Below are 7,867 nucleotides of genomic sequence, written 5' to 3' on the forward strand. Positions count from 1 at the left end.
GGGCTGATCGGGCGATTGGTGGTGATGGTTGCGGGCTTGGCCACCGGCTTAGGTGCAACGGCGGGGGCAGGCACACCAGCCTTGGCCGCAACCCCGGTTTCGGCCGGCTTGAACCCGGCGATGAACGCGTCGATCTCCTCCACGCTCGCCCCAGCCTCAGCGAACACCGCGAGCAGCGCGCCGACCGGCTGCGCCTCATCGCCCGCAGCCACCAGCACGCGCGCCACCACTGCGTCGTATTCGGCGTCGACTTCGTTCGAGATCTTGGCGGTTTCGATCGCGCAGAGCGTCTGGCCGCGTGTGAAGGCGTCCCCTTCGGCCACCATCCATTCGGCGAGCGTGCCTTCGGTCATTTCGATGCCCCATTTGGGCATGCAGAACGGGCGGATATCGGCCATGTCGCGGCCTCCTAGCGCCAGGCGAGGAGCGCGCGCACCGCCGCCTCGATCTTGTCGGTCGAGGGCAGGTAGGCGCTCTCCAGCTCGCGCGCGAACGGGATGGGGGTGTGCGGCGGGGTCACCGCCTGCGGCGGCGCCTTGAGGCTGGCGAAGGCCTTGGCGGCGACCAGCGCGCAAAGATCGACGGCCAATCCGCAGCGCGGCGGGGCTTCGTCCACGACCAGCAGCCGGCCCGTCACCTCGACCGAATCGAGGATTGTTTCCTCATCGAGCGGGCTGGTGGTGCGCAAATCGATCACGTCGCAGCCGATGCCCTCGGCGGCCAGCTTGTCCGCCACCGCCTCGCAGAAGCCCAGCAGCAGGCCCGAGGACACGATCGTCACGTCCTCACCCGCGCGCGAAAGGCGCGCGTGGCCGAACGGGATCATGAAATCGGGATCATCGGGCACTTCGCCCGACATGCCGTAAAGCGCCTTGTGTTCAAGGAACATCACCGGATCATCATCGCGGATCGCGGTGCGCAGCAGGCCCTTCACGTCAGCGGGGGTGCTGGGGATCACGACCTTGAGCCCGGGCATGCCGGTGAGGATCTGGTGGACCGACTGGCTGTGCTGCGCCGCGGCGTTGTAGCCCGCGCCATAGGCCATGCGGATCACCGCCGGGCACTTGGTCTTGCCGCCGAACATATAGCGGAACTTGCCCATCTGGTTCCAGATCTGGTCCAGCGACACCCCGATGAAATCGGCGAACATCAGCTCGGCCACTGGACGTTTGCCCGCCAGCGCCAGCCCCGCCGCCGCGCCGACGATTGCGGATTCGGAGATCGGCGTGTCGATCACGCGATCCGCGCCAAACTGGCCGAACAGCCCGGTCGAGGTGGACCAGATCCCGCCGATCGCCTCGGGTCCGCCGGGCGTGCCCATGCCTCCGACGACGTCCTCACCCAGCACGACCACGTTGGGATCGCGCGCCATTTCCTCGGCGATCGTGCTCAGCACGGCATCGCGGTACATCATCTGCGCCATCGTTACGCGGTCCTGTCGTCAGTAGCTGATATAGACGTCGGTCAGGACGTCATCGGCGGTAGGGCGGTCAGCGGCGCGCGCCAGCGTGACCGCGTTTTCGATTTCGGCCATCACATCGGCATCGAGCGCATCGATATCGGCGTGGCTGAGCAGCCCGGCGGCGGTGACGCTCGCGCGGAAGATCTTGAGGCAATCGCGCGTCTCGCGGATGCGGTCGAGCTCGCCCGGCCCGCGATAGCGTTGCGGATCGCCCTCGAAGTGGCCGAAAAAGCGCTCGGTATCGAATTCGACCGCCGCCGGGCCAGCGCCGCTGCGGACGTATTCGAGCACCTCGCGCATCGTCTCGTAAACCGAGAAGAAATCTGTCCCATCACCGCGCCACACCTTCATCCCGAACGCCTCGGCCCGGCTGGCGATGTCCTGCTGCGTGCCCACCGCGTATTCGAAGCCGGTGTGTTCGGAATAGTGGTTGTTTTCGAACAGGAAAATGCATGGCGCCTTGGTGACGACCGCCATGTTCATTGCCTCGAACGTGGTGCCCTGGTTGCATGCGCCATCGCCCGAGAAGGTGATCGCGACGTTCCCCTTGCCGTCCAGCTTCGCCGCCAGCGCCGCGCCCACACCGATCGGCGAGCCTGCACCGACGATGCCGTTGGCGCCGAGCATGCCCAGATCGACATCGGCGATGTGCATCGATCCGCCCTTGCCTTTGCACAGGCCCTCGCGGCTGCCCCAGATCTCGGCCATCATGCCGTTCACGTCGCAGCCCTTGGCGAGGCAATGGCCGTGGCCGCGGTGCGTCGAGACGATCTTGTCATCGACCGACAAGTGCTCGCACACCCCCACCGCAACGGCTTCCTGCCCGCAATACAAGTGCGTGAAGCCGGCGATTTCACCGGTCTGGATTTCGATGTGAAGGCGTTCCTCGAACTCGCGGATCACCTTCATCTGGCGGTAGGCGCGCGTCAGCGCCTCGCGGCTTAGCTGCATGGGCTCTCCCTCATCCTTCTTTTCACGTCTTTTTCTTCACAGGCCCAGCACCGTCTTGGCGATGATGCCGAGCTGGACTTCGTTGGTGCCGCCGAAAATCGTCCAGGCGCGGCTGTTGAGATAGCGCGCGGCGGCGGCTTGCGCTTCAGGCGAATGCAGCGGCGCGGTGTTGCCCACATAGAACGGCCGCGCCGGATCGAGCTGGAGCCCGGCCGCACCATAAAGGTCGACCGCGAGGCCATCGACTTCCTGCCGCAAGTTCGATGCCAGCAGCTTGCACAGCGACGTCTGCGGTCCCGGCTCGCGCCCCTTGGCGATCCCGTCGAGGATGCGCAGTTCAATCATTTCGAGCGATTGCACACCCAGCCGGGCGTTAGCGACGCGGCGTTTCCATTGCGGATCATCGGCCAGGTTGCCGCCGAGCCCGTCGGGTTCTTGCGCCGCCGCCGTCTCGATCTTGTCGAGATCGTAGCCGAGCTTGGGTGCATGGCACGATCCGCCGCGCTCGTTTTCCAGCAGGAACTTGGCGATCGCCCAGCCCGCGCCTTCCTCGCCCACGCGGTCGCTGACGGGCACGCGCACGTCTTCGAGGAACACCTGGTTGACCTCATGATCGCCCGCCAGCGTCAGGATCGGCCGGACGCTGATCCCCGGCTGCGCCATGTCGATCAGCAGGAAGCTGATGCCCGCCTGCTTGCGCGCCGCGGGATCGGTGCGGACCAGCGCGAACATCCTGTTGGCGTGATGCGCGTGCGTGGTCCAGATCTTCGATCCGTTGACGATGTAAGTATCGCCCTCAAGCTGCGCGCGGCATTGCAGCGAGGCCAGGTCCGATCCGCTGCCGGGTTCGGAAAAGCCCTGGCACCAGTAATCCTCGCCCGACAGGATACGCGGCAGGTAGAAGCGCTTCTGCGCCTCGGTGCCGAAGGCCCAGATCACCGGCGCGACGAGCTTGAGCGCCAGCACGGTCAGCCCCGGTGCGCCCGCCAGCGCGCATTCCTTTTCGAAGATGTAGCGCTCGGTCGGGCTCCAGCCGGTGCCACCGTGCTCGACCGGCCATTGATAGCCGAGCCAGCCTTGCGCGTTGAGGACCTTGTTCCATTCCTGCCCGATCTCGGGCTCGACGAACACCGACGGCGTGCGCGCCGCGCCCTCGCGCAAGGCTTCGGGCAGCGAAGCCGCAAGAAAGTCACGCACCTCGTCACGGAACGCGGTTTCGGCGGGGGAGAGCGCGATGTCCATCAGCGCTCCAGAATCGTCACGGCCGAAACACCGGGCGCGCCATAAACGTGCGTATAGGCGGTCTTGGGGTTGCCGGGCACTTGCCGCCCGCCGCCGTCTCCGCGCAGTTGCACGACGTTTTCGTAAACCTGCCGCAGCCCCGATGCGCCGATCGGTTCGCCGCAAGCCAGGCAGCCGCCATCGGTGTTGACCGGCAGCGCGCCGCCCACTTCGGTGCGGCCTTCAGCCAGCCATTGTTCCTGCGCACCATCGGCACAGAAGCCGTTTTCGGCCATGTGCATCAGTTCGGCGCCCGCCTCGGTGTCCTGCAATTGCGCGACCGCGATGTCCTTCGGCCCGATCCCCGCCATGCGGAACGCGTCGGCCGAGGCGATGCGCGTGGCCGTTCCGCGCGGGCGGCCATCGGCGGGATCAAGGTCGATCGACGGCGCGAACACCTCGAACGAGCCCGGCGGGCGGGTGCGCATCGTCGCGGCCTTGAGCCGGATCAGCGGCTTGCCCAGTTCGCGCGCCTTCTTCTCGCTGGCCAGGATCAGCGCCACCCCGCCTTCGGCCGGCGAGCAGAACATGAACTTGGTATAAGGGTCCGAAACCAGCGGCGCGTCCATGATCGTTTCGAGCGACACCGGCTCGCGGCGCCACGCGTGCGGGGCATGCGCGCCGTTGCGGTAGGCCTTTTCGGCCACCCGGCCCAACGTGGTCGGGGTTATGCCGTGCTCGTGCATGTAGCGGGTGATCTTGGCGCCGAAGAACTGCGTGGTGACCATCTGACCGACATCACCGTACCATTCGGGCAAGCCGTATTCGGCGGGCTTGGCATCGAACGCGCCGCGCGGGTGCTTGTCGAACCCGACCGCCAGGCCGATATCGTACTCGCCCGATTTGATCGCCATCTGCGCCGAAAACAGCGCCGATCCGCCCGCCGCGCAGCCGTTGCGGACGTTGATGAACTGCACGCCGGTCAGCCCCAGCCGTTCGACCATCGTGTCGGGATTGCCCGCGGCATCCGAACTGCCATAGGCGAACTGGATCTGCTGCCAGTCGATCCCCGCATCGCCCAGCGCCTGGTTGACCGCGAACACGCCCTGCTCCAGCCCCGACACGCCATCGGTGCGCCCGAAACGGTGGATGCCCACGCCGACGATGCATACGTCTCCGCTCATGCGGCGACTCCAATCGGCTGGAAGGCGGGGATCATCACGGGATCATGCGCATCGGGATCGAGCGCCACCGGCGCCAGTTCCAGCGCCATGCCGATGCGGATCGCGGCGAAGTCCACGTTGACCACACGCGCCTCGACGATCGTTTCGCCGGGCAGTTCGACATAGCCCACCGCCCACGGCCGAAACGCGTCGGGTCCGGCATAAGGCGGCGACTTGGGGCGATAGCGCTGCACCGTCCACGACCACAACGTGCCGGTGCGGCCCAGCGGCACCGGATCGAAGCGGTCTCCTTCCGGGCAAGGAAACACCACGCGGCCGCTCGCACGATCGCGCCCGCCGATCAGGCGTGGCGGGGTTTCGTTGGTGAACAGCCCTTCGGCGATAGCGTGCATCGTCATCCCAAGATTCTTTGGCCAATGTCTCGCAAGCGCCGGTGCGCCCGAGTCCTCAGGTCTGCCATAAGCCCCAATCGGGGGGGCAATGGCGACTCTGCAAAACGCTAGGGTCGCTGCCCGCACAACTGTGGCACGACGCCCGCCCAAGGGGAGTCGCGCGGATGGCTGAGACTTGGGACTATATCGTCGTGGGCGCAGGTTCCGCAGGCTGCGTGATGGCCGAACGGTTGAGTGCCGACGGGCAGCACCGCGTGCTGGTGCTCGAAGCCGGCGGCGAAAACGACAGCTTCTGGGTCGGCCTGCCCAAGGGCGTGGCCAGGCTGGTCACCAATCCCGATCACGTGTGGGCCTATCCGGTCGCGCAACCGCGCGAGCCCGGCGGGCCGGCCAACGAAGTGTGGATCAGGGGCAAGGGCCTGGGCGGATCATCCTCGATCAACGGCATGATCTGGAGCCGCGGCGAGCCAGCCGACTATGATGCCTGGGAAGCGGCAGGCGCCGTGGGCTGGACCGGCGCGAGCATGACCGACACGTTCCGCAAACTGGAGGACCATGCGGCGGGCGCCAGCCCCACGCGCGGCAGCGGCGGGCGGGTCCACGTCGATCCGGCGATCTACACGTACCCGCTGGCCGAACGGATGATCGAGGCGGGTGAGGTCGTGGGGTTGAAACGCACCGATGACCTCAACGCCGAAACCGGCCCGCGCGTCGGGCTCTATTCGCACAATATCCGCAAGGGCAAACGCCAGAGCGCGGCGGTGACGTTCCTCGCGCCGGCCCGCGCACGGCCCAACGTCAGGGTGATCACGCACGCGTTGGCGCAGCGGGTGGTGATCGAGAACGGGCGCGCGGTGGCGGTGGAAGCGACGGTCAAAGGCGTGGCGCAACGCTTCGATTGCGCGGGCGAGATCGTGCTGGCGGGCGGGGCGATGGAAAGCCCGCTGCTGCTCCAGCGTTCAGGCATCGGCGACGGCGAACGGCTGCGCGCGGCGGGGATCGTGCCCACGGTCGATTCGCCCGATGTGGGCGAGCGGGTGATCGAGCACCTGTCGATCTCGATGCCCTACCGGCTGACGCGCGGCAAAGGCACCAACAAGCAGTTCTATGGCGTAGGCGCTGCGCTGGCGATGGCGCGCTACCTTCTGACGCGCAAGGGCATCCTTGCCACCGGGCCGTTCGAGGTCGGCGCGTTCTGCAATGTCGCGCATCCCGACGGGCGCACCGACGCGCAGATTTACCTCGGCGGCTACACCTTCGCGGTGAGCGACGACAACAACCCGGTCCCGCTCGACAAGATCGACCCGCGCCCCGGCATCACGATCTATGGCCAGTTGCTGCGGCTGACCAGCGAAGGCTCGATCCGTGCCAGCGGACCCAGCACCGATCACGCGCCGGTGATCCTGCCCAACTGGCTGACCACCGAGCACGACCGGAAATCCGCCGTCGCGCTGATGCGTTTCATGCGCGCCTATATGGCCGCCGATCCGCTGGGTGGCATGGTCGGTCCGGAGCAAGTGCCGGGCGCGGACGTGGAGAGCGACGCGGACTTGCTCGCCGCGTTTCGCAAGCTGTCATCGTGCGGGCTCCACGCGATCGGATCGTGCCGGATGGGGGCGGACAACCGCGCTGTGGTCGATCCGCGGCTGCGGGTGAACGGGGTCGAGGGCTTGCGCGTGGCCGATTGCTCGGTCATTCCGGGGCATGTCACCGGCAACACCAATGCGCCCGCGATGGCGGTCGGCTGGCGCGCGGCCGAGATGATGCTTGCGGATCGCAGATTGTGATTGCGCCGATCCCGGCGCGGGGCGTGAACGTTGCCATCAAGCGCCCCTTCATGGGCCTGACCATGATGGAGCCGCTGCGCTTCGTGAGCGAGGCCATGACCACAACGCTGACCTGGCCGCTGCTCGCAGCCGCCCCGCGCGGCGACGGGCATACGGTGATGGTGTTGCCCGGCTTCGCCACCAGCGACGCGATGACCGTGCTGCTGCGCTGGTATCTGGCCTCGCTCGGCTACGATGTCCACGGCTGGGAACTCGGCTGGAACATGGACCAGCACGCGGCGGGCGAGAACGGTGAGCACGTCGCGCGACGGATTGCTGATCTGGCGGCGCTGTCGGGCAAGAAGGTCAGCCTCGTCGGGTGGAGCCTGGGCGGGGTGATTGCGCGCGAGGCGGCGCGGCGCGATCATGGTTCATTGCGGCAGGTGATCGCGCTGGGCAGCCCGTTCACCGGCGACCCGAGCGCGACCAGCTTGTCGACGGCGTATGAATGGATGACCGGCAACAGCATCGGCTCGGACGATACCCGTGCGCGTTATGCCGAAGGGCATTTGCCGCTGCCGGTGCCGTCCTCGGCGATCTTCAGCCGGACCGACGGGATTACCGCGTGGCAGAACTGCGTGAGCGAAACCGACGCGCGGACCGAGACCATCGAAGTCCACGCCAGCCACTTCGGCATGGTCTCGAACCCGGCGGTGTTGTGGGCGGTGGCGGATCGACTGGCGCAAATCGAGGGCGAATGGGCTCCGTTTGCCCGCAAAGGACCGTTCGCGGCGCTATTTCCATAGGGTCCGACAACACGATCCATATCCGTTCGTGTCGAGCGAAGTCGAGACACGTCAGCGCGGCGCCCGCGTGTCTCGACTTCGCTCG

At 67.0% G+C, this 7,867-nt stretch carries 8 protein-coding genes; 2 read left to right on the forward strand and 6 right to left on the reverse strand.

Annotated elements, in window-relative coordinates; translation table 11 throughout:
- From Q0R16_RS17430 to Q0R16_RS17455, 6 genes are all read right to left on the reverse strand, one after another.
- Nucleotides 1–398 (reverse strand): biotin/lipoyl-containing protein (locus tag Q0R16_RS17430; protein ID WP_295639144.1); only part of this gene is annotated, 398 nt, incomplete at its 3' end.
- An 11-nt stretch (nucleotides 399–409) separates the two neighbouring features.
- Nucleotides 410–1,423, reverse strand: a complete 1,014-nt coding sequence (locus Q0R16_RS17435; RefSeq protein ID WP_295639146.1) for a transketolase C-terminal domain-containing protein — start codon at nucleotides 1,421–1,423, stop codon at nucleotides 410–412.
- Nucleotides 1,424–1,441: 18 nt separating this feature from the next.
- Nucleotides 1,442–2,413, reverse strand: coding sequence for a thiamine pyrophosphate-dependent dehydrogenase E1 component subunit alpha (locus Q0R16_RS17440; RefSeq protein WP_295639149.1), 972 nt, complete (start codon nucleotides 2,411–2,413; stop codon nucleotides 1,442–1,444).
- A gap of 36 nt (nucleotides 2,414–2,449) precedes the next feature.
- Nucleotides 2,450–3,655, reverse strand: coding sequence for an acyl-CoA dehydrogenase family protein (locus Q0R16_RS17445; protein ID WP_295639152.1), 1,206 nt, complete (start codon nucleotides 3,653–3,655; stop codon nucleotides 2,450–2,452).
- Entirely contained in the window at nucleotides 3,655–4,818 is a 1,164-nt protein-coding gene (locus Q0R16_RS17450) for a thiolase family protein (protein ID WP_295639155.1), read from the reverse strand. The genes Q0R16_RS17445 and Q0R16_RS17450 overlap by 1 nt, the downstream gene beginning before the upstream one ends.
- Nucleotides 4,815–5,210, reverse strand: a complete 396-nt coding sequence (locus tag Q0R16_RS17455) for an OB-fold domain-containing protein (RefSeq protein WP_295639163.1) — start codon at nucleotides 5,208–5,210, stop codon at nucleotides 4,815–4,817. The genes Q0R16_RS17450 and Q0R16_RS17455 overlap by 4 nt, the downstream gene beginning before the upstream one ends.
- A gap of 164 nt (nucleotides 5,211–5,374) precedes the next feature.
- Here Q0R16_RS17455 and Q0R16_RS17460 point away from each other — a divergent pair, with 164 nt between their 5' ends.
- On the forward strand, nucleotides 5,375–6,997 hold the full coding sequence (locus Q0R16_RS17460) for a GMC family oxidoreductase N-terminal domain-containing protein (RefSeq protein WP_295639158.1): 1,623 nt from the start codon (nucleotides 5,375–5,377) through the stop codon (nucleotides 6,995–6,997).
- A gap of 23 nt (nucleotides 6,998–7,020) precedes the next feature.
- Nucleotides 7,021–7,782, forward strand: a complete 762-nt coding sequence (locus tag Q0R16_RS17465) for an alpha/beta hydrolase (RefSeq protein ID WP_295639161.1) — start codon at nucleotides 7,021–7,023, stop codon at nucleotides 7,780–7,782.
- The last annotated feature ends 85 nt before the right edge of the window (nucleotides 7,783–7,867 follow it).

It is taken from the genome of Novosphingobium sp., from assembly GCF_025351285.1.
GTDB lineage: Bacteria > Pseudomonadota > Alphaproteobacteria > Sphingomonadales > Sphingomonadaceae > Novosphingobium.